At 71.4% G+C, this 24,692-nt stretch carries 20 protein-coding genes and 1 pseudogene; 13 read left to right on the forward strand and 8 right to left on the reverse strand.

Going from position 1 to position 24,692, the window contains the following annotated elements:
* A partial coding sequence (locus ACFVW8_RS25250) for an FdhF/YdeP family oxidoreductase (protein ID WP_389693711.1) occupies positions 1-2,184 on the reverse strand: 2,184 nt, incomplete at its 3' end.
* 176 nt (positions 2,185-2,360) lie between these two features.
* On the opposite strand from ACFVW8_RS25250, the gene ACFVW8_RS25255 reads away from it, so the two are divergent.
* A complete protein-coding gene (locus tag ACFVW8_RS25255; protein WP_389693713.1) occupies positions 2,361-2,996 on the forward strand; it encodes a DUF1345 domain-containing protein in 636 nt (211 codons plus the stop codon).
* A gap of 65 nt (positions 2,997-3,061) precedes the next feature.
* Here the strand turns inward: ACFVW8_RS25255 and ACFVW8_RS25260 are convergent, their stop codons facing one another.
* On the reverse strand, positions 3,062-3,241 hold the full coding sequence (locus ACFVW8_RS25260; RefSeq protein WP_389693715.1) for a hypothetical protein: 180 nt from the start codon (positions 3,239-3,241) through the stop codon (positions 3,062-3,064).
* Positions 3,242-3,479: 238 nt separating this feature from the next.
* Here ACFVW8_RS25260 and ACFVW8_RS25265 point away from each other — a divergent pair, with 238 nt between their 5' ends.
* Complete coding sequence (locus ACFVW8_RS25265) at positions 3,480-4,307, forward strand: hypothetical protein (RefSeq protein ID WP_389693717.1); 828 nt, start codon at positions 3,480-3,482, stop codon at positions 4,305-4,307.
* An 86-nt stretch (positions 4,308-4,393) separates the two neighbouring features.
* Complete coding sequence (locus tag ACFVW8_RS25270; RefSeq protein WP_389693719.1) at positions 4,394-5,092, forward strand: class F sortase; 699 nt, start codon at positions 4,394-4,396, stop codon at positions 5,090-5,092.
* 6 nt (positions 5,093-5,098) lie between these two features.
* Here the strand turns inward: ACFVW8_RS25270 and ACFVW8_RS25275 are convergent, their stop codons facing one another.
* The 4 genes from ACFVW8_RS25275 to ACFVW8_RS25290 all read right to left on the reverse strand — a co-directional run bounded on the left by ACFVW8_RS25275 (position 5,099) and on the right by ACFVW8_RS25290 (position 9,156).
* A complete protein-coding gene (locus ACFVW8_RS25275; RefSeq protein ID WP_389693721.1) occupies positions 5,099-5,752 on the reverse strand; it encodes a GPP34 family phosphoprotein in 654 nt (217 codons plus the stop codon).
* A gap of 76 nt (positions 5,753-5,828) precedes the next feature.
* Positions 5,829-6,524: a DUF3159 domain-containing protein gene (locus tag ACFVW8_RS25280; protein WP_389693723.1), complete on the reverse strand. Its 696-nt coding sequence runs from the start codon at positions 6,522-6,524 to the stop codon at positions 5,829-5,831.
* A 6-nt stretch (positions 6,525-6,530) separates the two neighbouring features.
* On the reverse strand, positions 6,531-8,420 hold the full coding sequence (locus ACFVW8_RS25285; RefSeq protein ID WP_389693725.1) for an alpha/beta fold hydrolase: 1,890 nt from the start codon (positions 8,418-8,420) through the stop codon (positions 6,531-6,533).
* A gap of 76 nt (positions 8,421-8,496) precedes the next feature.
* The gene (locus ACFVW8_RS25290) at positions 8,497-9,156 is read right to left on the reverse strand and encodes a TetR/AcrR family transcriptional regulator (protein ID WP_389693727.1); all 660 of its coding nucleotides are present in this window, start codon (positions 9,154-9,156) and stop codon (positions 8,497-8,499) included.
* A 340-nt stretch (positions 9,157-9,496) separates the two neighbouring features.
* Here ACFVW8_RS25290 and ACFVW8_RS25295 point away from each other — a divergent pair, with 340 nt between their 5' ends.
* A complete protein-coding gene (locus tag ACFVW8_RS25295; protein WP_389693729.1) occupies positions 9,497-9,634 on the forward strand; it encodes a hypothetical protein in 138 nt (45 codons plus the stop codon).
* Positions 9,635-9,749: 115 nt separating this feature from the next.
* Here the strand turns inward: ACFVW8_RS25295 and ACFVW8_RS25300 are convergent, their stop codons facing one another.
* On the reverse strand, positions 9,750-11,081 hold the full coding sequence (locus ACFVW8_RS25300) for a hydrolytic protein (protein WP_389693731.1): 1,332 nt from the start codon (positions 11,079-11,081) through the stop codon (positions 9,750-9,752).
* 212 nt (positions 11,082-11,293) lie between these two features.
* On the opposite strand from ACFVW8_RS25300, the gene ACFVW8_RS25305 reads away from it, so the two are divergent.
* The 4 genes from ACFVW8_RS25305 (at position 11,294) to ACFVW8_RS25320 (ending at position 18,155) form a co-directional block, all read left to right on the forward strand.
* Entirely contained in the window at positions 11,294-12,010 is a 717-nt protein-coding gene (locus ACFVW8_RS25305; RefSeq protein ID WP_389693733.1) for a LuxR C-terminal-related transcriptional regulator, read from the forward strand.
* Positions 12,011-12,154: 144 nt separating this feature from the next.
* Positions 12,155-15,346, forward strand: coding sequence for a hypothetical protein (locus tag ACFVW8_RS25310; RefSeq protein WP_389693735.1), 3,192 nt, complete (start codon positions 12,155-12,157; stop codon positions 15,344-15,346).
* Positions 15,343-16,047 (forward strand): DUF4255 domain-containing protein, encoded by a 705-nt coding sequence (locus ACFVW8_RS25315; protein WP_389693737.1) that lies wholly within the window; start codon positions 15,343-15,345, stop codon positions 16,045-16,047. Before ACFVW8_RS25310 ends, ACFVW8_RS25315 begins: the two co-directional genes overlap by 4 nt.
* Entirely contained in the window at positions 16,044-18,155 is a 2,112-nt protein-coding gene (locus tag ACFVW8_RS25320) for an ATP-binding protein (protein ID WP_389693739.1), read from the forward strand. The genes ACFVW8_RS25315 and ACFVW8_RS25320 overlap by 4 nt, the downstream gene beginning before the upstream one ends.
* Before the next feature lie 24 nt (positions 18,156-18,179).
* Here ACFVW8_RS25320 and ACFVW8_RS25325 read toward each other — a convergent pair whose 3' ends face one another.
* Positions 18,180-20,219 carry a DUF4157 domain-containing protein gene (locus ACFVW8_RS25325; protein ID WP_389693741.1) on the reverse strand — a complete coding sequence of 680 codons (2,040 nt, stop codon included), beginning with the start codon at positions 20,217-20,219 and terminating at the stop codon, positions 18,180-18,182.
* A gap of 269 nt (positions 20,220-20,488) precedes the next feature.
* On the opposite strand from ACFVW8_RS25325, the gene ACFVW8_RS25330 reads away from it, so the two are divergent.
* From ACFVW8_RS25330 to ACFVW8_RS25350, 5 genes and pseudogenes are all read left to right on the forward strand, one after another.
* Complete coding sequence (locus ACFVW8_RS25330; RefSeq protein WP_389693743.1) at positions 20,489-22,048, forward strand: phage tail sheath family protein; 1,560 nt, start codon at positions 20,489-20,491, stop codon at positions 22,046-22,048.
* A 34-nt stretch (positions 22,049-22,082) separates the two neighbouring features.
* Complete coding sequence (locus ACFVW8_RS25335) at positions 22,083-22,523, forward strand: phage tail protein (RefSeq protein ID WP_384123924.1); 441 nt, start codon at positions 22,083-22,085, stop codon at positions 22,521-22,523.
* A complete protein-coding gene (locus ACFVW8_RS25340) occupies positions 22,520-23,014 on the forward strand; it encodes a hypothetical protein (RefSeq protein ID WP_389693745.1) in 495 nt (164 codons plus the stop codon). The genes ACFVW8_RS25335 and ACFVW8_RS25340 overlap by 4 nt, the downstream gene beginning before the upstream one ends.
* The gene (locus ACFVW8_RS25345) at positions 23,011-23,169 is read left to right on the forward strand and encodes a DUF6760 family protein (protein ID WP_164494501.1); all 159 of its coding nucleotides are present in this window, start codon (positions 23,011-23,013) and stop codon (positions 23,167-23,169) included. Before ACFVW8_RS25340 ends, ACFVW8_RS25345 begins: the two co-directional genes overlap by 4 nt.
* Before the next feature lie 4 nt (positions 23,170-23,173).
* Positions 23,174-24,692 (forward strand): annotated as a pseudogene (locus ACFVW8_RS25350) (hypothetical protein); the annotation flags it as partial.

Here is a 24,692-nt window from a genome sequence, read left to right on the forward strand (position 1 = left end):
GTCGTACGGGATGGCGAGGTAGCCGTTGAGGGACCGCCTGCTGCCGTCCTTCGCGGTGCTGGTGATGTCCACCGGGCCCATGTCCGCGATTCCGCGTTCGCGCATGTCGGCCCGGTTCATGAAGACCAGCGTGCGCAGGTTCTTGACGCCTCGGTAGCGGTCGTTGTCCGAGTAGATCGTGGTGTTCCACTGGTCGTGGGAGCGCATCGTGCCGAGTGCCAGCGTGCCGGCTGCGGGAATGACGTCGGGCAGGGCCGCGGCGGAGAACTCGGCGCGTCCGGACGGCGTGAGGAAGACCAGTTCGCGGGCGGGCTGCATGATGCGGAAGCCGAGAGGCAGGCGCACCCGCCGGTTGAAGTCCTCGAAGCCGTCGAGCGCCTTGGCCATGGTGTCCCGGATGCGGTCGTAGTCCTCGATGTACCACTCCCAGGGCGTGGCGCTGTCGGGGAGGGTCGCGCGCGCCATCCCGGCGACGATGGCCGGTTCGGAGAGCAGGTGCGGTGAGGCGGGGCGCTTCATGCCGACCGACATGTGGACCATGCTCATCGAGTCCTCGACGGACGTGCTCTGGATGCCCTTGCGCTGATGGTCCTTCTCGGTCCGGCCGAGGCAGGGGAGGATGAGGGCTCGCCGGCCGTGGACGACGTGGCTGCGGTTCAGCTTGGTACTCACCTGCACGGTCAGGTCGCAGGAGCGCAGGGCCGCGCAGGTGTAGGGGGTGTCCGGTGCGGCGAGGGCGAAGTTGCCGCCCATGGCGACGAAGACCTTCACGTCACCGCTGTGCATCGCCGGGATGGTGCGGACGGTGTCCAGGCCGTGCTCACGGGGCGGGTCGATGTCGCAGGCCTCGGCGAGACGGTCGAGGAACGCGTCGGTGGGACGGTGATCGATCCCGCAGGTGCGATTCCCCTGGACGTTGCTGTGCCCCCGCACGGGGGAGGGGCCGGCGCCCTCGCGCCCCAGATTGCCGCGCAGCAGGAGGAGGTTGACGATCTCCCGGACGGTGTCGACGCCGTGTTCGTGCTGGGTCAGCCCCAGACACCAGCTGATGATGCTGCGGTCGGCCTCGCCGTACACGCGCGCGGCCTTCAGGATGTCGGCGCGGCTCAGCCCGGACTGGTTCTCGATCTCGCTCCACGGCGTGGCCTCGCACAGGGTGCGGTATCCCTCGAAGCCGGTGGTGTGGCGGTCGATGAACTCCCGGTCCAGCGCCTTGGGGTCGGACGCGGACTGCTCCAGGACCGCCTTCGCCATGCCACGCAGGAGAGCCATGTCGCCGCCGATGCGGGGCTGCAGGTTCAGGGTGCTGGTCCGGGTCGCCCTGAAGAGGGCCATGTCCGTGAAGTCGTGGGGCACGATGGTGCGGGTGGCGGCGGCCTCCACCATCGGGTTGACGTGCACGATCTGGGCGCCGCGGCGGTAGGCCTCGGCCAGTGCGGTGAGCATTCTGGGCGCGTTGGATGCGGCGTTGACCCCCAGGATGAACAGGGCGTCCGCGCTCTCCCAGTCCTGGAGGTCGACGGTTCCCTTGCCCGTGCCGAGCGAGGCGTGCAGAGCGCGTCCGCTGGCCTCGTGACACATGTTGGAGCAGTCCGGCAGGTTGTTCGTGCCCAGCTCACGGGCCATGAGCTGGTAGAGGAACGTGGCCTCGTTGCCGAGCCGGCCCGAGGTGTAGAACGAGGCCTGATGGGGATCGTCCAGCCCGCGCAGGGCACTGCCGACGACCTCGAAGGCGTCCTTCCAGCTGATCGGGACGTAGTGGTCCGTCCCGGGGTCGTAGACCATCGGTTCGGTGAGCCGGCCCTGGTTCTCCAGGTCGTAGTCGCTCCACTCGGAAAGCTCGGTCACCGAGTGGGCGGCGAAGAACTCGCGCCCGACCCGCTTGCGGGTCATTTCCCAGGTGACGTGCTTGATCCCGTTCTCGCAGATGTCCAGATGCAGCCCCTTGGTGTCGTCGGGCCAGGCGCATCCCGGGCAGTCGAATCCGCCGTTCTCATGGTTCATCCGCATGATCGCCCGCGGGCCGTCCACGAGCGCGCCCTCGCGCACCAGCAACTGGCTCACACTCTTCGCCGCGCCCCAGCCTGCGGCCGGATGGCGGTAGGGGCGAAACTCCGGCCCCGCTTCGGGGGCGGGGCCCGTTCCGGGCTCCGGGCGTTCCGGGTCGTCACTGTGGGCGCTCACGACTGTTGACCTTCCGCCATTCGGGCAAAGGGGTGCAGATTGGTGACACCAGGCAAAATATGTCCGTCTGAAAGGGGGCGCCACCCGACGCCGTGCCCGCTGCCGGCCCCGGGTGTTCCGCCGGGCTGCCGCCTGGTTCAGGCGCGGATAGCCTGAAACGGTCTCCGGAGGTCCCCATGAGTAATCGGCTGGTGCTTTCCGCTGTTCCCCGGCTTGCCGGCGCGGCGGCCGTCGGAGCGGCGGCCGGTTCGGTCGTGGGGGTCCTGACCAGTGCACAGCTGGGCGTCCTCGCCGCGATCGCGACGGCGGAGACGGCCTTCGTCGTGGCGGGGTGGATCGCCCTGTGGCCCATGAACGCCGCAGCCACCCATCACAACGCCCGGCGCGAGGAGTTCCGGCCCGTCATCGAGGAGCTCGCGGTCGTCGGGTCCGCCGTGTCCGGCCTGGTCGGCATCGTGGCGCTGCTCCTGGTGGGCGACTCGGATCTGAGCCATGCCGCGGCTGCCACGGCACTCTGCGGAGTGTTCATGGCGTGGGCTGCACTGCACCTGATGTACACGACCCGGTACGCGTACATCTATTACCAGCCGCCGGAGGGCGGGATCGACTTCAACACCGACGACCCGCCGCGGTACAGCGACTTCCTCTACTTCAGCTACAACCTCGGCATGACCTACCAGGTCTCCGACACCGACGTCTCCAGTTCCCGGATCCGCGCGGTCGCCCTCCGGCACTGCCTGCTGTCGTACGTCTTCGGCGCCAGCATCCTGGCCACGACCATCAACCTCGTGGCCGGAATCGTCACGGGCTGACCCGCACCGGCCGCCGGAGCTCCGGCATTCACGGGGTCCGGGAGAACGCGCTCCCGGGCCTCGCCTCAACGTCTGCGTGAACCGCCACGCCCCCATCCGCTGCCGATGCCGCCCACGTGCAGGGCCAGGGCCGTGAGGCCGAGCAGCATCACGTTCACGGAGGAGAAGGCGTCGTTCGTCGCGATGTCGGCGGCGTTGATCAGGAAGGCGATGAAGAAGAGTACGGCTGCGACGATTCCCAGCATGGTCGGGGCTCCTTTTCGATGGGGTGAAGTGTGGGTGAAGCCCGTGTGCCCGCGTACGACACGCCCATACGTCATCAACACGGTTGATGCGGCGGAGCGTTGGCGGAGCTCGCCGTGCATCGGGCAACGGATGACGGGCCCGACCAATCCTTTTCGCCGACGGCGCCGAATACCCGGCATCAGCGACCGAACGCGGTTCCGGTTCCGCACGGGGACCGCCGGAAGGGGATGCGTCTTCGTGACAGCCCGCCGTTCAACCCGTCTCACCGCTCTGCTTGTCGTGCCCGCCGCACTCACCCTCGGCGCGGCCGTTCCTGCCATGGCGCACGACAGCCATGCCACCGGCAGCACCACGAAAGCGGCCGACGGCGATACGTACCAGATCGACCTGGAGCAGTTGAACGACTCCGGGGCGCACGGCACGGCCATGGTGAGCGTGGAGGGGGACAAGCTCACCGTGAAGATCGAGGCCGAGGGGCTCGTGCCCGGTCAGCCGCACGCCCAGCACATCCACGGCTCGACCGACGGCCACGACTTCCGCTGCCCGGACAGGAGCGCGGACAAGAACGGTGACGGCATCATCACCACGGCCGAGGGCCTGCCGATGTACGGGGACATCAACATCTCCCTGACGACCAAGGGCGATACGTCCAAGGACAGTGGTCTCGCCGTCGACCGGATGCCCGTCGCCGGCAAGGACGGCAAGCTGAGCTACTCGCGGACTATCACCGTCTCGCAGGCCGTTGCCGAGCACATCAAGGACCTGCACGTCGTCCAGCACGGCATCGACCCGAACGGCAACGCCACGTACGACTTCGGCAAGGGCAAGAGCGAACTCGACCCGAAGCTGCCCCAGGAGGCAACGGCTCCGGCGAGCTGCGGCATGGTCAAGGGCGCTGCCGTCGGCTCCATGCCCGCGGGCGGTGTCGAGACCGGCACCGGAACCACCGAAGGCGTGGAGTCACCGGGGCTGCTCGCAGCCGGAGGCGCGGCCGTCCTGGCGGCCGGCGGGCTGTTCGTGGTGCGGCGCCGGACCCGGGCGGCGGACGTCCGGCACGACGGCTGAGACATTCCGCACCGAAGGATTCCGATGCCCCGTAACGGCCGGAATCAGGGACGGATTCACCGACGGACTCAGGAACAGGTGAAGCGATGAAGGCACAGCGGACGGGTGACGAAGGCGGGCACCGCACGGTGTCCCGGCGGCGCGACGTCCTGCTCGTCGCCCTGGCCGCTGCTCTGCTCCTGACGGGCGGGCTGCTGCTGGCTGTGGGAACAGGCCGGCAGCAGCCCGCTCCGCCCCCTGCCGCCGACAAGGGGGCCACCGCGCAGCCCCGGGCGCGGCAGGGAACAGCCAGTGCGACGCCGTCCGGTGAGCCGCACGCAGCGGCGCTGCCCGCCTCCCGGCCCGTCAGGATCTCGATCCCCTCCCTCAAGGTGACCTCCACCCTGGAGGAACTCGGGCTCGGGAAGGACCGTGCCATGCAGACCCCTCGGGACCCTGCCAGGGCCGGCTGGTACCGGCCGGGAGCCACGCCCGGAGCGGTGGGCCCCGCCGTGATCGCGGGACATGTCACCTGGAACGGCGCCCCGGGGGTGTTCTTCGGGCTCGGCCGGCTCGGCCCGGGCGACCGGATCAGCGTCGCGCGCGCGGACGGACGCACCGCCGAATTCACCGTGGACCGGACCGCCCGCTATCCCAAGGACCGGTTCCCCACCGTCGAGGTCTACCGCAACCTCGACCACGCCGGGCTGCGCCTGATCACCTGCGGCGGCGACTACTCCAGGAACGACAGCCGTTACGCCGACAACGTGGTCGTGTACGCCACGCTCACCGGCAGCCACAGCTAGCCTCCTTCACTTTCCCCAGCCGCCCCCGACCGCCCTGCTGGACAGGTACGAGTCGCGCAGCGCCGCGCGCAGGCCGGGAACGATGGCGTCGTAGTGCGCGGCGAGCTTCTTGAGCGCCGGGGCGTGCTCGCGGCGCTCCTTCCCGGTGAACACGCTCGTCACCTCGGCCTCCGCCGCGAACACGGCCATGGTCAGTTCGTCCACCGGGATCTGCGCCGGGTCTCCGCCTCCCAGTACGGCGTTCCGTACCTTCTTCTGCAATGCGCCGACCTGGGCCGGGTCGTCGACGACCACCCGGTCGACGGCGAGCAGGCCCAGCCGCTTCTCGTGGTGGACCGTGATCGCACCCGTCCCGGCAAGCTGCTCACGGACGGGCTCTTCGGCCGTATGGGCCTTGTTGTGCACGAACTGGAGCCAGCGCTTCGGCTTCTCCGTGGGCAGATCGCGCCACACCTCGGCCAGGAAGGGATCGCCCGGCGGCTTGGCGGAGCGTCGCGCGACCTTCCGTCCTTCGGTGCCGAGCAGCCCGCCGAGGGCCAGCTCGGTCAGCGCCCCGGCACGCAGCAGCTGGCCGCGCCCCTGGAGGTTGGTGAGCTCGAACTTCCCTTTGTCCACGGTGTAGCAGAGCAGATACAGGCTCTGGGGCAGTGACTGACGCATCGCTCTTCCTCTGCGTTCTCTCGATGGCGACGGTGGTGGCCGGGCCGGTTGTGGCAGGGGCGTACGGTCCGGCCCCTCAGACGGATCCGGTGGGCGGCTTCGCGGCCAGTGCCTTGAGCCGGCGGCCGGAGCGCCGGGCCGCCCAGAGGACCACCAGGAAGGCGAGGGCGAGCAGCGGGTATCCCATGGCGATCCTTGCGACGGCCAGCCAGCCGGTGCGGTCGCCGTCGTAGAGCCACTGCTGGACGACGAACCGGGCGGCGAAGACGCCCACGAGCGCGAGCGTGGCGATGTCGTAGTAGTGCCGCGAGGGCTTGTCCTTGAGCCAGGCCGTTCCGGTGCCGTTGAGCGCGCCCCAGACGATGCCGGCCAGCGGCCGGCGCACGAGGACCGACAGCAGGAAGAGCACGCCGAGGGCGAGGTTGCTCCAGATGCCCGTCAGGAAGAAGCCCTTGGCCGATCCGGTCTTCCAGGAGACGAACGCTGCGACCGCGACGCCGAACAGGCCGGAGAGCGCGGGCTGGAGCGGCTCCTTGCGCACCAGACGCAGTACGGATATCGCCAGCCCGACACCGAAGGCGGTGCCGATGGCGGCCGCGAGGCCGAAGGAGGCGTTGGCGATGACGAAGGCCACGATGGGCAGCGCCGTGTACACCAGGCCTGTCGTGCCGCCCATCTGCTCCAGTGGTGTCTGCTTCGGCCCGTTCCCGGACTTCGTGCCCGGGGCGTGCGGTTCGGGGGCCAGGGGGGTGGTGCGTACGGGTTCGGTCATTCGGGATCAACTCCCCAGGTGGCGGGCGAGAAAATGGTCGGCAGCGTGGAACATGTCGATGTTGTTCTCCGGGTTCACGAAGCCATGGCCCTCGTTGTCCTTGACCATGTACTCGACCTCGACGCCGCGGGCGCGGAGCGCGTCCACGATCTGGTCGGACTCGGCCCTGACGACGCGGACGTCGTTGCCGCCCTGGACCACCATCAGCGGCGTGCGGATCCGGTCCACCCGGCTGATCGGCGAGCGGGCCAGCAAGTCCGCCTCCTGCTGCGGGTCGTCGGGGTTGCCGGCGTAGAGGTACCAGTTGTTGACCAGTTGCGGCTTCGCGAAATCCGGCACGGTCCGCAGGAAGGTCACGAGGTTCGAGATGCCGCAGAAGTCGATCGCGGCGGCGAAGACGTCAGGGGTGAAGGTGACGCCGACGAGGGAGGCGTAACCGCCGTAGGACCCGCCGAAGATCGCGACGCGGTCCCGGTCGGCACAGCCCTCGTCGACGGCCCACTCCACGGCGTCGATGAGGTCGTCGTGCATCTTCCCGGCCAGTTCCCCGATGCCGGCCTTGAGGAACGCCTTGCCGTAGCCTGCCGAACCGCGGAAATTGACCTGCAGCACCGCGTAGCCGCGATTGGCGAACAGCTGCGCGATGGGGGCGAAGCCCCAGCTGTCGCGGTGCCACGGTCCGCCGTGGACCAGCAGCACCAGGGGGAGCGCGGTCGGCGCGACTCCCACGGGCAGGGTCAGGTACGAGGGCAGGGCCAGGCCGTCACGTGCGGTGATGGTGACCGGTTCCATGGGGGCGAGCGTGTCGGGATCCAGGTGCGGGAACGGGCGGAACAGCAGCCGGCTCTGTCCGGTGACGTGGTCGTAGTAGTACGTGGCACCGGGGTCGCGGTGGTGGGTGAAGGTGACGACCCAGCGCTGTCCGCTGTCGTCCGAGGACAGGGCGGAGACATCGCCGTCGGACAGCTTCTCCAGGTTCTCCAGCACCGACGCGAAGTGCGGGTCCAAGGGGTGGATCACCTGCCGCTCCCCGAGGTAGCGCACGCCGATCAGCTCGCCCGTGCGCCGGTTGTGGATGAGCGGCGACGGCAGGCCGGGGAAGACGGTACAACGTGTGTCGAGGTCGAAGCGCGGGTGGCTGTCGACCGGGGTCTCCTCGCCCGTGGCCAGATCGAGCCGGACCAGCACGGTCCTGTCGGTGTCCCGGTTGGAGCCGAGCCACACTCCGGTCCCGTCCGGTGTGAGCTGGAACGGCGTGATGCCCAGCGGGTAGTCGGTGCCGTCGAACGTGGTGACCGGGCGGGTGCTCCCGGTCCCGACGTCCCACTGCTTCAGCTCGATACGTCCGTCGGCCGTCCAGATCTGGGCGTACAGATCGCCGCCGGGCGTGTGCATCCAGCCGGCGACATGCCCCGGGTTCTCGGCCAGCATCGTCAGCTCACCGCTCGCGATGTCGCCCTCGTAGAGGTCGAACTCGACCGGGTTCCTGTGGTTCAGGTGCAGCAGCGCCTTGCCCGGCCGCTCCACGCTCATCCGGAATCCCACGACCGTGGCCCCGGGGAAGGGCGTGAGGTCGACTGCGCCGGCGTCCGGGTTGTCCAGGTCGACGCGGTGGACGTGCCACCTCTCGTCGCCGTCACCGTCCTGCTCGTACAGCAGCCACCGCGGGTCGCCGGTCCAGTGGAAGGTGTGCACACTGCGGTTGTCGTCGGCGGTGACACAGCGGGCCTGCGCCTGCGGACCGACGCTCTCCACCCATACGTTCAGCCGCCCCCGCCACGGCGCCAGGTAGGCGATTCTGGTGCCGTCGGGCGAGATGGACGCGCCGGCGCGGACGGGCGCGCCGAAGAGTTCCTCGACGGTGAGGTGCGGGACCTTGTGGGAATCAGTCGACATATCGACACTCCTTCGGGAGTGATCCGGGTCCGGATGGTGCGTTGTCTCGGTGCGTTTCTCGGTGTGTCCGGTGCTCTCAGGTGACGGGATCGCCGACGGCTCCGCCCGTGGCCGTGCGGATCGCGTGGGCGTAGCGCCGGGCGATGGCCTTCACGTCCTCGAACTCGGGGATGTCCGTTCCGGTGAGGAGGGCGGCCCCGATGTACTCGTCCAGCACCCGCACGACCGCGGCGGCGGCCGCCGCGTGCATGCGGACCTCCAGGTCGTCGGCCGGGCGCTCCAGCCGGTCGCCGATGATCACGCACAGCTCCTGCTCCGTCTGGTCGCAGGCCATCAGCCATGCCGTGCGGAGCGCGGGCTCGGTGTCGGCGAGCCGGATCATCTTCATGGCGAGCATCTCGTCGGCCAGGCTGACAGGCGGCGCCTCGTGCCGGAGCCTGGTCAGCTCCGTGGTCAGGTGCTCCTCCAGAGAGCTCCGCCGGGGCCAGCGGCGCAGCACACTCAGAAGGGTGACCACGCCCTGCATGACGATCGGCTCGGCGCAGCTCTCCTTGCTGCGGAAGTGACGCCAGATGGTGCGCGTGGAGAGGCCCACGGCCTCGGCGATCTGATCACCGCTGGTGCCAGCCACCCCCTGCTCCCAGAACAGGCGCGCCGCCTCCCGGGAGATCTCCAGCCGCAGTCGCAGCCGTCGCTTCTCGCTCATCCCCCCGGTGCCGGGCTGCGTCGCCGTCATGCGTCTCATCACCCTCCATCGCGCGTCCTTGAGCGACATCATGTCACTTAGTGACACGCGTGGCGAGTGTGCGGAGCCGAAGAGTCTTGCTTCCGGGGCGATCGAGAGGGTGTGGCAGCCGCTTGGCCAGCGGATATACATGCGCGCTTCATCTCGGCAATTCATTCTTGCCGGACGCCCGGCGGCGCGTTGATGCGCGGCGGCGAGGGTGTACGGAAGCGTTCACGGGTGTTCATGAGGGTGTCGAGGAGGTGGTCATGCGGTTGCGGGACGTGAGGGAAGCCGCACCTCGGACCCATCGCCTCTGCGGGCTCTTCTGTCACGGCGAAAGTCGGCCACTTTGTCATCCCGCAGGACGTTCTGCCTGCCGGGTGCCGAGATGCTGCCGCTGTCCGTCAATCGTTGGATCATGCGCGGCGCGAGCGAGGCGGTACGGCGGATCGCCGTCGGTATCGGGGCCTGTGCGGCGCTGCTGTGACAGCCGCGCCGCACCTGCGACTCCGTCCGGGCCCGGTATCGATTTTCGGACGAAACGATAAATCTCCCGTTTCGGACGGTGCCTCACCGGCCGATATTGTCCCGGAAGGCCTGGTTCATTGCTTGGTGGGGCTGAGCACACCGCTCACGTTCAGGACTTCGTGGCACGCCTGCGCCCGGCGCCCGGTGGCCGGTGTGCCCGGCTTCGCGCAGGTCACGTTGACGGTCACGGTGTCGTTCTCAGTGATCTTGATAGGGGTGACCCAGTGATAGTCCTGGTTGCGGAAGGTCTCCAGCGCGATCGTGGTGATCTTGCTGTCGCCGAACGTGATCGTCAGCACCCCTTCGTCGCCCTGGAAGTTGGCGACGACGATGTCCGTGATCCCGAAGACCTGGTCCTTGGGCACCTTGTAGGTACCGGCGTTGGACGCACCACCGGATGTCTTGACATCGATGGTCCTCGAACTCTGCTGGCCGCCGCCGGCCGTGGTGCCGTCGCCGCCGCCCGTTCCCGCCGTGGCTCCGGGGCTCGCTCCGGGCTTCGCGCCCTTGTCCCCGCCGGACCCGCCGCCGGAACCTGTGCCCGGAGACTCGGCGCCCGGCGTGCCGCCCGGCGTGGGCCGCGCCTGGACCTCCTTGGTCGCGGCCTCCTTCGCGGCGCTCTGCACCGCCGGACGGACCAGGGTGAACCAGGCGAGCAACAGCGCCAGCAGTGCGGCGAGCACCGCGAGCAGCCACTTCGGGAAGACCGGGATCTGGACGAACTCCGCGTTGAGCGGTGCCCGGACAGCCGTCTCGTCCGGCTGTGCCTCCGTCTGCTCGCCGGACTCGGCGGCGTCCACGGTGAACGGCCACACGACCGGCGAGCCGAACCACACCGGCTTGCCGGTGCGCACCCGCAGCCGGACCTCCGCCGATTCGCCCGGCTCCAGCTTCGGTTTCGCCGGGCTGAAGGTGAACCGCAGCTCCTCACCCGGCTGGCCGGGCGTGAAGTCCAGCTGGGCCGGGGAGTTGCCCCGGTTGCGCACCGCCAGCCGGTACCGGCCGCGCAGCCAGCCGCGCCGGCGGCGCGGGGCCAGCTCGGTGTGCAGTTCGTGGAACTCCTCCACATGCACGGTGGTTTCGGGGACCCGCACCGACTCCGGGTGCTCGGCCGGCAGCACCCGCACTCCGAGGGGTGTATCACCCGGCCGGGTCTCCGGCGAACGCGGCGGCTCCAGACGGATCGTCACCGTCTCGGATGTGCCGGGGTAGAGGGAGACCCGCGGGGGCTCCACGGTGGCCCAGGGGGCACAGTCCCCGACGACCTCCAGGCTGTACGCCTCGACGATGTCGCTGTCGTTGCGGACGGTCAGGGTGGTCGTTGCGGTGCTGCCCGGTGCCACGGTCACCGCCGGGATGTCGAGGCCGGGTGCACTGGGTCCGGAAGGGGCTGCAGAAGGCGTCACGCCGCCACGGTAGGACCGCACCCGGGCCGCGACGAGGAGCACGAGGGCAACATCCGGGCAGCCGCGATGCCCGGGAAGTCAAGACCAACTCACCTGCACGGGTGAGCCGTTGATTCTGCCGGCCATCCCGCGCGCGCCGCCGCCCGCGCCCGGCCGGCGGCGCCCGCTCTTTCGTCATCCGCCCACGCACTCATGAAACAGGAACTCCGTCCATGACCTGCCCAGAGCAGTACAGCCCGGCCGTGCCCGCTCCACGCCTCTCCGTCCAGGGGCCGTCCATGCACCGGACCGCCCGCTCCGACCGCCCGGACCAGGTGACCGTTGCCGTCTACGCCGCCGATCCGGTCCTGCACGTCGGCGTCGTCCAGCAATTACGCCGACGTCCCGAGATAAGCCTCCTCGACGAGGCCGACGCCGAACAGGCCCAGGCGTCGCTGGTCGTCGTCGACGCCGTCGACGACGACGTGGCGGCCCTGCTCCACCGGCTGCGGCACAACAGCGCGACCCGTACCGGCCTGGTCGTCGGCACCCTGGGGGCCGGCGCACTGCAACGCGTCATCGAGTGCGGTGTCTCGGCGGTGCTGCGGCGCGCCGAGGCCGGCCAGGACCAACTCCTCCACCTCGTCCTGGCGATAGCCAACGGCGAGGGCGTGCTCCCCGGCGACCTGCTCGGCAAGCTGCTCACCCACGTGGGCAGCCTCCAGCGCTCGGCGCTCGACCCGCGCAGCCTGTCCCTGTCCACGCTGACCACGCGTGAGGCGGACATGCTGCGCCTGGTCTCGGAAGGCCTGGACACCGTGGAGATAGCACGCAAGACCGCGTACTCCGAACGGACCGTCAAGAACGTCCTGCACGAGATCATCACGCGGCTGCAACTGCGCAACCGGGCCCACGCGGTCGGCTACGCACTGCGCAACGGACTGATCTGAGGTCGTCCGGGCACCCCGGCACTGCCCGAAAGCGCACCGCACGTTTCCCCCGGGTACGTCCCCGCCGCCCTGCCGCAACGCATCCGACTGCCGCAGGGTGGCGGGGGACAGCTCGATACGCACCAGACAGTGAGGTGGACCGTGATGCGCACCGCCGGCCCCGGTGGGCGGTTCCGCCCGGGAAGACTCGGGGCGTCGTTGCTGCTCCTGATCCCACTCATCGCGGTGACGACGGCGTCCGGGGAGGGCAGTGCCGAGTCCCGGCCGCAGGCGGCCGACGCCGCTGCCACCCGGGTCGCGTACGCCGGCACCCGGCACCGCAGCCTCGGCCGGGTCGAGACCGTGGCGCCCGACACCGACGCCACCAGCCCTCCGCTGTTCGGCGCCGGCCCCGCCCACTTCGACATCCAGCCGTCCGCCCTGGGCGACACGATGGTCTTCGCCAGCCGCCGCGACGAGAAGGCTCCACAGGTCTATCTGCGGGCCGCCGACGGGTCGGTGCGCAAGCTGACCAGCGGCCGGTACGCCGGGCACCCGCAGCTGACACCGGACGGGCAGTCCGTGGTGTTCGACTCGGCCGAACCCGGTGGCACCGACGGCGGCAAGCAGCGCGACCTCTGGATGGTGCGAACCGACGGCACCGGTCTGAAACGGCTCACCGACACACCCTGGGACGAGGAGTGCCCGACGGTCTCCCCGGACGGGCAGCGCCTGGCGTACTCCGGTGGCAGCGATCCGGCGGCCGGCATGCAGATCTACGTACGCCCTCTGGACGGCGGCACCGCCACCCGGGTCACCGACCCCGCCAACGGCGAGGCCACCGAGCCCGCGTGGAACCCGGTCGACGACGCCGGGCACCGGGACCTGATCGCGTACACCGCCTCGGCCGACGCGGGCCCCCGGCTGCGGGTCACGGACGGGCGCACCGACGAGCAGCTCCTCGCAGGCGTACAGGCACAATGGCGTACCCACGGGGCAGCGTGGCTGCCCGACGGGGACGGTGTGCTGTTCCTGAGCCCCGACCGCACCTGTGACTGCGAGGGCGACTGGGACCACGTGTTCAAGGTGCCCGCGCACTCGGACGGCACACCGGAGCTGGTGCTCAGCGAGGACCGGGAGGTCGAGTCGCCCACCTGGATCGGCTCGCTCGGCGACGGGGGAGTGGTGGTCGAGCGCACCTCGGCGTCCGGCCCGCACGTGGTGACGCTGCAGGACGCCAGGTCGGACGGGTCCGACCCGCGCGACCTCGGGCTGAAGATCCTCAACGAGGATCCGGCCGCGGACACCGACACCGATCCGACCCACGACCGCCTCTTCCGGCCCGCGGCCGGGTCCGACCCGTGGACCGAACGGCAGAACTACACGCCCGACGGCCGCGGGATCGTGCTGACCCGCTTCGAGGGCACCCCGGAGAACCGTGTCGAACGGATCTGGAGAGCGGACGCCGACGGCACCAACGAGAAGTACATGCAGCTCGACGGACGCGAAGCGAACGACTGGGACACCGACCCGACGTTCTCCCCCGATGGCAAGTACCTCGCCTTCACCCGCACTTCGCCGGGCGGCGTCGGTGAAGCGGCGGGTCCCAGCCGCATCCTCGTCGCGGACGTGGCGACCGGCGCGATCACCGGCGAGGTCACCCCGCCGGCCGGGCAGGCCCCGGGCGGCGACGCCCAGCCCACCTGGTCGTCCGACGGCACCACCCTGGCCTTCACACGCAATCAGGTGATCGACGGGACCGGCGGCAACAAGCACGTCTGGACCGCGCCGGTGAACAACCTTGCCGCCCAACGAGATCTGAGCGCCACGATCTGCCCGGGCGACTGCGAAGTCATCGACGACAGCCCGGCGTTCTCACCGGACGGGCTCAGCATCGCCTTCAACCGCAAGAACGGCGGCGGCCGGACCGACGAGCACAACGGCATCCTGCTGACGTCCCTGGCCGACGGCGCCTGCCAGGTGCTGCTGCCGGAGGCCGCCCACAACAACCCCGACGGCTGCCGCCAGGAGTTGCCGGACACCTCCGCCACCGGCCCGTTCCAGCCGCGTGACGCCGCCTGGACGGCCGACGGCACGGGCCTGGTGATCAGCTCCCGCGAAGCCCTCCCGGCCAACAGCCCCGAGAAGCTGTACCTCCTGGACATCGCGACCTGCGTCCTCAGCCCGCTCACCACCGGCCTCCCGGGACGGCAGAAGGAACCCAGCGTCCAGCAGTCCGTGGACCTCGCGGTGCACGCGCCGGGCAACGTCCCGGCAGTCGCCGTCGGCCACTCCACGACGGTCCGCGTCGACGTGGTGAACAACGGCCCCGCCGCATCCCCGGGCACCCGGCTGACCATCGCTCCGCCACCCGGAGCGAGGATCACCCGGCTGACCCCGCCCGAGGGAACCTGCGATGCCGCCTCCCTCCAGTGCGATGTCGGTGTGGTCCCGCCGGGTGCGACCGTCCCGGTGAACGTCACCGTCGTCGGAGTCACCCCGGGCGACGCGCCGTTCGACTGGTCGGTGACGGGCACCGTGCAGGACCCGCAGCCCAGCGACAACGCCGGGCGGACCGTGGTGCCGGTGCGCGAGGACACCTCGCCCCCGACGACGACACCGGCGCCGCCCACACCGACCCGCGTGCCGCCCACCACCGCGCCCCCCACCACCGAACCGCCCACCGTGCCCCCGGAGCCGGAGGAGCCCGAAGCCGGGCCCGGGGTACGCGTCACGGCCCAGCCGAACCCCGGCTACGTCGGCGGACGGGTCGTGGTGACGTACACCGTGCGCAACGGCCGCGAGGCACTGGCGACCGGGCTGCGGCTGCGTATCGGCCTGCCCGCGGCCATCCCGGACAACGGCCCCCCGCCGGGCTGCGACAGCGCCTGGGTGTGCGCGCTGCCGGACCTGGCTCCCGGCGCGAGCACCGTCGTCCGGGTCGTCCTGAGCCCCGACAAGGCGCTGACCGGACGCGTCACCGGCCGGCTCACCACCACCGGAACGGACGCCGACCCGCGCGACAACACCGCCCGGCAGCAGCTGCGCATCCTCCAGCCGCGCATCGTCGCGGTGCCGGCGATCGGCAAGCCCGGCTTCGTGACGTCGGTGCGCGGCAAGGACTTCCCGCCGGGAGCGCCGGTGCGGTTCGCCTGGAAGCCCGGGATCACCGCGGCCGCCGCACCGACCGTGCCGAAGCCGGACGGCACCTTCATCGGCCAGCTGCTCATCCTTGCCAAGGACGAGACCGGACCGCGCGTCATCACCGCCAGAGGTCCCGGATTCTCAGCGGTGAAGACCGACTTCCTGGTCGTCATCGGCAACTGGCAGCCACCGGGCGAGATGGCCCGCCGGTGATCCACGAGGTCGATGAAGGGATGCGCCGTCTGCTCGCCGAGTCGGGCCTGGAGGCATCGGGCGTCGAGGTGGTCTTCGACGCCCCCACCAGGGACTGGGCGGCGCGCCGCAACGCTCCGACGGTCTGTGTCTTCCTGTACGACATCCGCGAGGACGCCACCCGGCGCGGCAGCGGCGCGGGGGAGGTGTACGACGCGGACGGGCACCTGGTGGCGCGGCGCACACCGCCGCGCTGGTTCGAGCTGACGTACCTGGTCACGGCGTGGGCGAGCCGTCCGCAGGACGAGCACCGGCTGCTCTCACAGGTCCTGGCCTGCCTGGTGGCCGCCGACACGCTGCCCGCAGGGATGCTCACCGGCTCGCTGGCCGAACTCGGCCTGACCGTGAGCCTGGACACCGGAGGGACAGGGCCCGACGCACCGGCCGCGTCCGACGTGTGGTCGGCGCTCGGCGGCGAGCTGAAGGCTTCGCTCGGGGTACGGGTGCGGGCACCGCTCGCCGGAGTCAGCACCGCTGTCGCACCGCCGGTCACCGAAGGACTCGTCGTGCGCTCCGCCGCCCGCACCGAGGGCGGGGAAGCGGCTCCTGGCCGGCGGCTGCGCTACTCGGGGACGAGCGAGCCGGGCCCGGACGGATTCGCCGGCCCGCGCGAGCGGCGGCCCGCCCCCGCCCGACGCCGCCGGGGGGACCGTCAGCCGTGACGTACACCGCCGAGACAGAAGTCCAGCCCGTCGCTGAACCCGATGCGGGGCCGGGCTCCGACAGCACGGCTCATCTCTGGCAGCGGCTCAGGCTGGTCGAGGAGCGGGTACGGCATGCGGTGGCGTTCCGCCAGGCTGCCGACCCCGACCCCGACGACCCGTACCGCGGCCAATACCTCAGCCCCGAGGCGGTCGCCCGCATCCTGGACGAGCCGGGCGGCCTCGGCCTGCCGGCCCACGAGCCCGGACAGCCTCCGGCGGATCCCGTACTCGGCGGGCTCGCCGGGCGGTTCGGACTGTCGCCGCTGGACATCGACCTGCTGCTGGTCGCGATGGCACCCGACCTGGACACACGGTTCGAACGGCTCTACGGCTACCTCAACGACGACCTGACGCGCCGTCGGCCCACGGTCGGGCTTGCCCTGGAGCTGTGCGGGCTCGCCGGCGCGTCGTCCGCCCGGTTCCGGCTCGCGCCGGGCGCGCCACTCGTCGGGGGCGGTCTGGTGGAGGTCACCGAGCCGGAACGGCCCCCGCTCTCCCGTGTGCTGGCGGTCCCCGACCGGGTCACCGCGTACCTCCTGGGCGACGCGCAGCCCGATGCCCGGCTCGCCGGGGTGCTCGGCGAAGCCTGCGAGGACCCCACCGCGGAGGCGGCGGAGGTCCACCGCGCCGCGGCCGCGGCCCGCACCGGCTCCGGCCTCGTCCACCTGCGCAGCCGGGGCGGTGACGCCGAGGGCCTGGCCACCGCCGCCCTGCGTGCGGCCGGTCTCCGACCCCTCGTCCTGGACGCGGCCGCGCTCGCCCGACGGTCCGGCGCGGTGCCGGAACTGGCCCGGGTGGCCGCTCTCGAAGCCCGGCTGACCGGTGCCGGCGTCGTCCTCGGACCGGTGGAGGCGCTGCCGGGCGAACCGGTCGAACGGGCTCGTGCACTGGGGGCGTTGTGCGCGGCGCTGCGGGGGATCCCCGTGTTCACCCATGGCGCTGTCGGCTGGGACCCCTCGTGGGCGGCGGACGCCCCCGTCGTCCTGACCGTGGCGGCGCCCTCGCCCGGGCGGCAGGCGGCGCGCTGGCGGCACGCCCTCGACCTGGCCGCCGGTGACGGAGATGTGAGCGGGGATGCCGAGGCGCTCGCCCTGGCGGTCGCCGCGCACCGCCTGGACTCCGGGCAGTTGCGCCGAGCCGCCGACTCGGCGGTCCGCACGGCTGCCCTCGCGGGCGGGACGGTACGCCCCGACGATCTCCAGAGGGCGGTGCGTGCCCAGAACGGTGCCGGACTCGACCGGCTCGCCCGCCGGGTGGAGCCGGGCGTCAGCTGGGACGACCTGGTGCTGCCGCCGCCCACCCACCGGCGGCTGCGCGAACTCGCGCTGCGCGCCCGCCACCGCGAACAGGTACTCGGCCAGTGGGGCATGCGGCCGGGAGGCGGGCGCGGGCGCGGCGTGATCGCACTGTTCGCGGGCGAGTCGGGCACCGGCAAGACCATGTCCGCCGAGGTCGTCGCCGCGGATCTGGGCATGGACCTCTACGTGGTGGACCTGTCCACGGTCGTCGACAAGTACGTGGGGGAGACCGAGAAGAACCTGGAGCGGATCTTCACCGAGGCCTCGGCGGTCAACGCGGTGCTGCTCTTCGACGAGGCCGACGCGATCTTCGGCAAGCGCTCGGAGGTGAAGGACGCCCACGACCGGCACGCCAACATCGAGTCCGCCTACCTGCTCCAGCGCATGGAGTCGTTCGACGGGATCGCGGTGCTGACCACCAATCTGCGGGCCAACCTGGACGAGGCGTTCACCCGGCGGCTGGACGTGGTGGCGGACTTCCCGGTGCCCGACTCCGGCCACCGGCTCGCCCTGTGGGAACGGTGCCTGGGCGACAGGCTGCCCCGGGCCGACGACCTGGACCTCGGCTTCTGCGCGGACCGCTTCGAACTGGCCGGCGGCTCCATCCGGGCCTGCGCGGTGACGGCGGCCTACCTCGCGGCGGAGTCCGGCAGCCCGCTCACCATGGGGCAGTTGGTGACGGCGGTCGTGCAGGAGTACCGCAAGCTCGGACGGCTCGTCCTGGAGGGCGAGTTCGGCCCGTACCTGGCGGAGGCCGCGGGATCCTGAGCGGCTCCCCAGGCTGATTCGATGTCAGGAAACCGACCGGAAAGTGGCGTTGGCGAGATCGACGGTGTTGGGCAGCATCGCCTGCGGGCGCACGAGGTCCTTGAGGAGGTAGGCCATCAGGTCCCGCCCCGACATGTTCTTCAGCTTCTGCGCGTGCAGGGGGTTTGTCTCCTCCAGACGCATGATCTCCAGCACCGCACGGTCCACCAGCCCCGGAATGATGTCGCGGCCCTTCAGGGTGTTGGAACGCATCTTCTCCTCGTACGCCTTTCGGTCCTCGCCGGATCCGTAGACCATCTCGCTGTACGGATCGGTGGCCGCCTGGGCCGCGGAGGGGATGATCTGACTGCGGCGCTCGGCATCCGGCTCCTGACCGAGTCGCGTCGTGATCGCCTCCGTCATCCAGTCGGCCGGGATTCTGCCCGTCCCGCGGTCGAAGCTCCGCACACCCTCGGTGTATTCCGGGGGGAACTCCTCGGTGCGGGTGGGCAGTTTGCTCATGGTGGCCGCCGGGTCGCCGGCTTTGGCCCTGGACACCGGATACTCGCGCTGGGCGAAGTCGCTGAGCATCAGCCAGCCCTGTGACTCCAGCGGCGACTGTTCGAGCGGAATCTCGATGCGGACGTCGCCGAACCGGGTGCCGCGCGGTTCGGCGCCCTGCGCCTCCAGGAAGAAGAAGACGAAGCCCTCGTTCGCCAGGACGTGTTTGTCGTAGGCCTCGGAGTTGTTGGGCGCGGTGGAGTCCTCCTTCAGCAGCTCCGTCTTGGACTTGAGCGCCCCCTGCTGGAGCTGGTCGGCCCGGTCCTGGCTCGTGTAGTGACACAGCACGCTCTGCTTCAGGGCGGTGGCCAGAGCCCCCTTGACGCCGTCCACCCAGTCCCGGCTGCCATGGTCCGCCATCTTCTTGGTCATACCGGCCCGGTTGATCTCGGAGAGCTCACGGAAGTAGCTCGGCCCGCTCATGGCGAACGCGACCGCGCTGTCGGCCCAGTCGCTCTCGTTCCAGAGCAGGCCGTTCTCCGTCATCGCCTCGTACGGTGGGCGCGCGTCCGCGGGGAACTCCTTGTCCCGGACGAGCTGTTCGGTCACCACATCCTTCTCTGCTCTCAGGGCGCCGCGTGCCGCGACCAGGAATTCCTTGACCGGGCCCACCTCGTTCAGGGGACGGTCGTCCTCGGCCGAGCTGACCGCGAACAGCAGGTTCATCAGCTCCTGCAGGCAGTGCATGGGATCGCGCTCGGGATCGCCGTCGTACGCCTGGATGTCCCTGCGGAGGCCCGCGATGACCGGGTCCTCCTGGGTGGGACCGAGGGAGAGGGACTTGATGAAGGAAGACAGTGAAGGCCTGGCCGCGGTCTGCGGCAGCTTGCCCGAGAGCTCCTCGTGACCCTTGCGCTGGACCACGGGTGTCTCCACAGCGCTGCGCGCCACGGTCGCCGTCTCCGGCTGCGCACCGGTCGCAGTGGCTTGCTGCACAGGGGCGGGGCCCGCCATGACCCGGTGCGCGTTCCGTTCGGCCTCCCGCTCGAACCGGTCAGAAGGATGGGAGACGCTGAGACCGTTGCCCTGGTCCGTGCCCGACACCGGTCCGCTTCGCTGCTGCACCACATGGGTGAGCTCGTGCGCCAGGGTGTGTTTGTCGCCGCCGCCGTCGCCGATCACCACATCGCTGCCGGAGGTGTAGGCCCGCGCGCCGATGGCGCGCGCCGAACGGGCGGCTGCGGCTCCGGTGTGCACCCGTACACCGGAGAACTCGGTCCCGAAGCGGGACTCCATCTCGCGCCGCACCGGCCCGGCGAGGGGCGTGCCGGCCGAGCGCAGGACCTCGTGCACCCCGGCGTCCTCCTGGTTCGCGGAGGGGGTGTCGCCGGTGCGGCGCGAGAGCATGAGTGTCACCGCCGCGTTGCCCATGCTGCGCTGCGCCGACCTCAGCGCGTCGGCGGTGAGCGGTGGCGGGACGGCCGCGCCGGCCGATGTCTCGCGTTGCGGGGCGGGGCGGCCCGGCGCCGGCTGCCGGGCCCCGGGCCGCTGGGTCTGCCCGCTGCGTCGCCTGGACGTCTGCACCCACTGCCTCCTTGCCGGGGCCCCACCGGATACCCGTCCGCGTACACCTGCTGCGACCGCCAGTGGACCGGACGGGCCGGTGCGGCGTCCAGGTACGCACGGGCAGCGTGAGGGCAGTGGCGGGCGACGCCCGGCCGGTCAGTGCGGGGAGTCCGGAAAGGCAGCGGCCTTGCCCCCGACCGGGTCCCCGGGTCCCTGTCGCTGTGGCGCATCAGCAGCGAAGACTCGGCCTGGACACAGGTGACCCGTAAGGACGCGAAGGAGCGAGTATGCCGACGTACCTCACCCCGGGTGTGTACGTGGAGGAGGTGCAGTCCGGTGCCCGGCCCATCGAAGGGGTCGGCACCGCCGTCGCCGCGTTCGTGGGGTTTGCCCGCAGCGGACCGTTCCACGCACCGACGCTGGTGACCTCCTGGGACCAGTACACCCAGCACTTCGGTGGTTTCACCGAGGGCACCTACCTGGCCCACGCGGTCTACGGGTACTTCGCCAACGGTGGCGGAGCCGCCTATGTGGTGCGGATCGGCGGCCCCGCTGACGGCGCGTCCGCAGACGGGGCCGAGGGCGCCCGGAAGCCGGGATCCGGCGCGCCCCGGCCGACTGAGCTCGGCGGCTTCCTGGTCGCGGCCCGGCCCGGCGTCACCGGAGTGTCGGTGGAGGTGGCCGAAGCGGAGGGCGAGAACCCGCCGGAGGACCGCTTCAAGGTCCTGGTCCGCCAGGGCGACAAGGTCGTGGAGACGTACGAGGCCTCGACCCGCAAGAACGTCAAGGGATACCTCGTCAACCAGGCGCGTGCCTCCGCGGTGATCGAGGTCACCGAGCAGCGCAACGCCACCCAGAGCAGGCCCGCTGCCCAGACCCTGGCACTGCCCGACGCCCCGGCCGCGCCCGCCGCACCCGGCTCCGGAGAGGTCTCCCGCCTCGGCCCGGCCGAGTACGTCGGTGACGCCGCGGCCCGCACGGGGTTCGGCGGACTGGAGACCATCGACGAGATCACCATGGTCGCGGTGCCGGACCTGATGAGCGCCCACCAGCGCGGCGACATCGACGCCGAGGGTGTGCGCACCGTACAGCTCGCCGTGATCGCCCACTGTGAGCAGATGGGCGACCGGGTGGCCGTACTGGACACCCCGCCCGGGCTCTCCGCCCAGCAGGTGCGCACCTGGCGCAACGACGAGGCGGGCTACGACTCCCGGTACGCCAGCCTGTACTACCCGTGGGTGCGGGTCTTCGACCCCGCCGCCGGTCACAACACCACCGTTCCGCCGAGCGGTCACATCGCCGGTGTGTGGGCGCGCAGCGACGCCGAGCGCGGCGTGCACAAGGCGCCCGCCAACGAGGTGATCCGCGGCGCGGTGGACCTCGAACTCCGGCTCAGCAAGGGCGAGCAGGACCTGCTGAACCCGATCGGCGTGAACTGCGTACGCGCCTTTTCCGGCCGGGGCGTGAGGGTGTGGGGTGCCCGCACCCTCTCCTCCGACCCGGCCTGGCGCTACCTGAACGTGCGCCGGCTCTTCAACTACCTTGAGGAATCCATCCTCCTGGGCACCCAGTGGGTGGTCTTCGAGCCGAACGACGACCGGCTGTGGTCGAGCATCCGGCGCAATGTCACCGCGTTCCTCACCGAGGAGTGGCGCCGCGGCGCGCTGTTCGGCCGCACCGCCGAAGAGGCGTTCTACGTGCGGTGCGACCGCGACAACAACCCGCAGGAGTCCATCGACCAGGGCCGGGTCATCTGTGAGATCGGCGTCTCACCGGTCAAGCCCGCGGAGTTCGTGGTGTTCCGGCTGGCCCAGTTCTCCGACAGCACCAGCCTCGTCGACGAGTGACCCGCGGGTCCGCAAAGAAAGGTGACAGACAGTCATGGCAGAGGGCGATGCTCTTTCCACCCACGTCTTCGGCGTGCAGCTCGGCGGCTACCTGGTCGAATCGATCCAGGAGATCAGCGGACTGACCGTCGAGGAGGAAGTCGTCGAGGTCCGCCAGGTCAGTGCGGAGGGCAAGCAGATCATCCGCAAGCAGCCCGGCGCGCGACAGGCGGGCGAGGTCACGATCACCCGGGGACTCGACAAGAGCAGCGAGTTCACCAAATGGATCAAGGAGACCCTGAACAAGGGGGCCGTGGACACCGCACGGCAGAACCTCACCATCGAGATCAAGGACTCCGAGGGCAGTACGGTCCGCCGTATCCAGCTGATGCAGGGGTGGGCCTCCAAGTGGGAAGGCCCTTCCCTGAAGGCGGGGGAGTCGTCGGCTGCCACCGAGTCGGTCACGATCGTCTTTGAGGAGATCGTCGTCGAATGAGGCGTCGTACGGTGTCCGCGGGCAACCTGGAGGAGATCCTCCAGGCGACGGAGCCCGCCCCGGAGCCGGAGCAGGCGGTGGCCGCCCCCGCCGCCGCCCCGGCGCGCCATGAGGACCACGGTCTGCGCACGGAGTTCGAGTTCGAGCTCCCGCGCGGGTACGTGGACGAGGCAGGCACGGTGCACCGGCACGGGTCGATGCGTCTGGCCACCGCCCGGGACGAGCTGCGGCCCCAGATCGACCTGCGGGTCAAGGAGAACCCCGCGTACCTGAGCGTGGTGCTGCTGAGCCAGGTGATCACCCGGATCGGCGCCATCACCGATGTGCACGCCGGGGTCGTGGAGCGGATGTACGCCACCGACGTGGCGTTCCTCCAGGACTTCTACCGGCGCGTCAACAGCGAGGGCCACACGCGGGCGGCGGTGACCTGCCCGCACTGCGAGGGCGGCTTCGAGGTCGACCTCTCGGGTGGGCGCCTGGGGGAATCGTGACGTACGCCCTTCCCCGGCTCCGGGAGGAGATCGCGTACATCGCCTACCACTTCCACTGGCAGCGCGAGGAGATCCTCGATCTGACGCACGGCGAGCGCCAGCAGTGGGTCTCTGAGATCGCCCGAATCAACACCCATGTGAACGAAGGCGGTTGAGCGCATGGCATGGCGGGACAGGCTGCGCCGCCGGGCTGCCGGGCCGGACTCCGCGGGCCGTCCCCGGCGGGCGGAGCCCGCCGCATCGGGCGGTCCGTCCGGCGACGGCCGGGACCGGAGCGCACCCGGCGGTCCGGGTCCTTCCGTGCCCGCCGACTGGGACGGCGGCTGGCGCCGCGCCGCGCCGGCGGAGCTCACGGTGGCCCGCACCCCGCTCGGCGTCAGCGACGGCCTCGCCTTCCGCGCGGGCCTCGCGTCCTGGCAGAACCCGTCGTTCGACGCCGGGCTCGGCCATGCCCTGCTGCCCACCGCCCCGACCGGCCTGGTGCGCGGCGTCACCCCGCCGGCTGCGCCGCAGCCCACCCGTACGGGAAGAGGCCCGCTGCTGCTCCGGGCACTGCGCCCGGAGGGTGCGGACGGCCCGGGAGCCGGCACGACGGACACCGGCGCCCTGAGCGCCGGGAGCGCGGACCGCCCGGCCCGGCTGCCCGCCGCCACCCGGACGCCGACGGCGGGCCGGCCCGGCCCGGAACCGTCCGCAGTACAGCGAGCCGCCGCACGGCCCTTTGCCGAAGGCTCCTCCCGCAGCGGCGGGGGAGCGGCGGACGCGGGCTCCGGTGCGGAGCAGGCCGTGGAGCGCAGGGGCGGCAACAGCATCGCGGAGCCCCGCCGTTCGGGGAACGCCCCACGGGCCCGTGGCATCACGTCCTCGGATCCCCTCGCCGCACTTGCCCCGCCGCGTACACCCGCAGGGGGGCGGCCCGTGGAACCCGGCACCGGCCCGGTCGTCACCCCCTCCGGCACCGGCCGCCCGCCGGCCCCCGCGCACATCCCGCTGGTGCGGCGCGTGTCGGTGGTCAGGGGTGCGGTCGCCGACGCGGCCGCGGCCGGGTTCGCTGCCGCCGGGCGCGCTCACCGGCCATCGCCGGGTGGGCGTGTCGCGCGGACACCGTCGGGCACGCCCGGGCGGGGCTCCGGGCGCCCGTCGTCGTCACCGGCGACCGGTCCGGAGAGCCGTACGTCGGCCGGGCCGGCCGTGCAACGCGCCGCCACGGGTACGGCGGGGCGGGGAGACGGAGGGCCGGGAGCGCCCCGCGCCCTCGGTGCAGATGTCTCCCGCCGGCCCGCGCGGATCCGCCCGGTGGGACCTCTGCCGACCGTTGCCCGGCGTCCGGCAGGCCCGGTACGGCGGCTGCCTGCCCTGCGGCCCGCAGCCACCCCGGCGCCCGACAGCAGCACGACGCCCCCTGCACCCGATGTCACCTCCACCAGGGCGTCGCAGGCGGATACAACGACAGGTACACCGCCGGCCGACCCCGCACCGCGCACCGCGCCGCGACCGAGGAGCCGCGCCCCCCTCGGTGCCCCGCTGGGCGAACTGCCCTCCACGTCCTCGCCGTTGACGAACGACACCGCCACTTCGTCCGACGCGCCCGGTCCGGTGCTTCCCGTCGTCCAGCGCCGCTCGGAGAGTGCGGCCGCAACCCCGGCCCCGACAGCCGGCGGCGCGAAGGGAACGGGCC

The organism is Streptomyces sp. NPDC058221, from assembly GCF_042882365.1.
Taxonomy (GTDB): Bacteria; Actinomycetota; Actinomycetes; order Streptomycetales; family Streptomycetaceae; genus Streptomyces.

Excerpts from the sequence above, each read along its gene's own strand:
- ACFVW8_RS25305 (WP_389693733.1), top strand. The coding sequence starts at position 11,294 with ATGACCTGCCCAGAGCAGTACAGCCCGGCCGTGCCCGCTCCACGCCTC.
- ACFVW8_RS25270 (WP_389693719.1), top strand. The coding sequence starts at position 4,394 with ATGAAGGCACAGCGGACGGGTGACGAAGGCGGGCACCGCACGGTGTCC.
- ACFVW8_RS25310 (WP_389693735.1), top strand. The coding sequence starts at position 12,155 with ATGCGCACCGCCGGCCCCGGTGGGCGGTTCCGCCCGGGAAGACTCGGG.
- ACFVW8_RS25340 (WP_389693745.1), top strand. The coding sequence starts at position 22,520 with ATGAGGCGTCGTACGGTGTCCGCGGGCAACCTGGAGGAGATCCTCCAG.
- ACFVW8_RS25260 (WP_389693715.1), bottom strand. The coding sequence starts at position 3,241 with ATGCTGGGAATCGTCGCAGCCGTACTCTTCTTCATCGCCTTCCTGATC.
- ACFVW8_RS25285 (WP_389693725.1), bottom strand. The coding sequence starts at position 8,420 with ATGTCGACTGATTCCCACAAGGTCCCGCACCTCACCGTCGAGGAACTC.
- ACFVW8_RS25255 (WP_389693713.1), top strand. The coding sequence starts at position 2,361 with ATGAGTAATCGGCTGGTGCTTTCCGCTGTTCCCCGGCTTGCCGGCGCG.
- ACFVW8_RS25330 (WP_389693743.1), top strand. The coding sequence starts at position 20,489 with ATGCCGACGTACCTCACCCCGGGTGTGTACGTGGAGGAGGTGCAGTCC.
- ACFVW8_RS25275 (WP_389693721.1), bottom strand. The coding sequence starts at position 5,752 with ATGCGTCAGTCACTGCCCCAGAGCCTGTATCTGCTCTGCTACACCGTG.
- ACFVW8_RS25280 (WP_389693723.1), bottom strand. The coding sequence starts at position 6,524 with ATGACCGAACCCGTACGCACCACCCCCCTGGCCCCCGAACCGCACGCC.
- ACFVW8_RS25290 (WP_389693727.1), bottom strand. The coding sequence starts at position 9,156 with ATGACGGCGACGCAGCCCGGCACCGGGGGGATGAGCGAGAAGCGACGG.
- ACFVW8_RS25335 (WP_384123924.1), top strand. The coding sequence starts at position 22,083 with ATGGCAGAGGGCGATGCTCTTTCCACCCACGTCTTCGGCGTGCAGCTC.